The organism is Acinetobacter sp. V2, assembly GCF_001188385.1.
In the GTDB taxonomy this organism is placed as follows: domain Bacteria; phylum Pseudomonadota; class Gammaproteobacteria; order Pseudomonadales; family Moraxellaceae; genus Acinetobacter; species Acinetobacter oleivorans.
In genome coordinates, this window is sequence record NZ_JZFB01000006.1 from 22,890 (window position 1) to 24,578 (window position 1,689).

Here is a 1,689-nt window from a genome sequence, read left to right on the forward strand (position 1 = left end):
GTCACTTTAAATTTAGCAGAATTTTAAATTACCGTAACAGTTTGGTGCAAAAGATTGATTTTTAAGTTGTAAATCTTTCAATGGGAAATTCACAATCGTATTGGGTAATTTAACTTCACCAACTGCCAAGTCTTCACCAAATAAACAATTTAAAAGATTACACCTCACTGGATTTTCAGTTAAATAACCACTAATTGGACCTACCACCTGCTTTAAAACGTCATTAGTTATTTCAATTTGTTTACTTGGCGTCACGTTACCAATATCAATTTCATCATCAAAAGCCATCCACCAGCCACGTTCCGCTGCTGCATCTGCACCTGGCCAAAATATTTGTTGGCCTTGCAAAGAAAGTGAGAAAGGATTGTTTAGTTCAATTTTATGAATAAATCCAAGACTTTGATCAACAGTTAATGCAGCTCTTAATCCGGTAATGCTACCTGTTACATTTTTTTGTAAATTTAATAGGCCAAGTGCTGCATTAATAGAAGCTTTCAAGTCTCCAGTGAAGTTAAGCTGATCGATATTTGCTACCCCGTTCAGCATGACATTATTCATTCGTGAACCAGAAATGACTTGTCCATTAATAACAATAGGTGCAGTGGTTTGTTGTAATTGCAAATTATAATCAGATGAATTAAATCCTAAAGGGATACAAATTCCGATACATGCATTCACAGTTCCATCAATAGTCTTGCCTGTATCTTGATAAGACATATTACGAGCAGCGGTATAAGCTAAACCAGTGGTATCTTTAATTTTTAAATAACCACTTAAGCTATTAATTCCATTTGGTGTTTCTGAATTTTCAAGTCCCATAGTCAATAGGCCCACAACCTTTTCCGCACTTAGACGGAAACCTTTTATTTCTCTCAAAGCTGCGCTGTCTGGATTTTTAATTGCAAATTCAATAAATGGATTACTAAAAACAGCAGAAGATGAAGCTCGCCCCTCACTTGTATCGCTTAAACCACTTAAACTTAAGTTATCAATATCAATATCACACCCACCTAAACCGTTTACTCCGCCACACCCTAATTGCAACTTATTAACATTGGCATTTAGTTCAAGATTTGCCTCTAAACCTAATTTGTAAAAGCCAATATTTTGCTGATTCATCGAAGCATCAGCTTGTTTTGGGTCTGTATATGTAAATGAAAATAATGCCTGAGCTTCAACTTTAGAAAGTTCTGAATCAGTGAGTGGAACAAGATTTGCTGGTTCTAAATTGGCATAGCTTAAAGTAGCCCAACTTAGACAAAGAGCTGTTAAAAAAATTTTCATGATTATTCCATTTTTTTATTTATTAAGTTTTGGACATCACTGTCCAAATAAACCATTTGGTAAAAAATAATCAAAAAAGAACAAAAAAAATACAACGTTTTTGTAATTAGAGTAAGAACTAAATATTTATTAAAATAAAATCAAAAACTTATTTTAACTTATTCGATAAAGCAGTCCAGCAATATATTCACCAAACCATTTAGCTGTATCTAAATCACCTTGTGGAGGAGTAATTTCAACAGGCGCATTATCTGACTGTGTCATCAAACCTAAGCAACTCGATAATCGGTTTAAATCTTTTTCACTATGCCCTGTCGTCATTAAAGGTAAACCTGACCAAAGCATGCCATGTTGCATGGCAAAAATATTTAATTGTTGTAATACCGCAAGTTTATCGCCACTCAG

The 1,689-nt window shown here is 34.1% G+C and carries 1 protein-coding gene and 1 pseudogene; both read right to left on the bottom strand.

The annotated features are described in order from the left end of the window. Window positions 1-12 precede the first annotated feature (12 nt). Window positions 13-1,284 carry a hypothetical protein gene (locus UC75_RS15975; protein WP_049838155.1) on the bottom strand — a complete coding sequence of 424 codons (1,272 nt, stop codon included), beginning with the start codon at window positions 1,282-1,284 and terminating at the stop codon, window positions 13-15. Between the two features lie 153 nt (window positions 1,285-1,437). Continuing rightward, a pseudogene (locus UC75_RS22045) lies at window positions 1,438-1,689 on the bottom strand (flavodoxin family protein); the annotation flags it as partial.

Excerpts from the sequence above, each read along its gene's own strand:
- UC75_RS15975 (WP_049838155.1), bottom strand. The coding sequence starts at position 1,284 with ATGAAAATTTTTTTAACAGCTCTTTGTCTAAGTTGGGCTACTTTAAGC.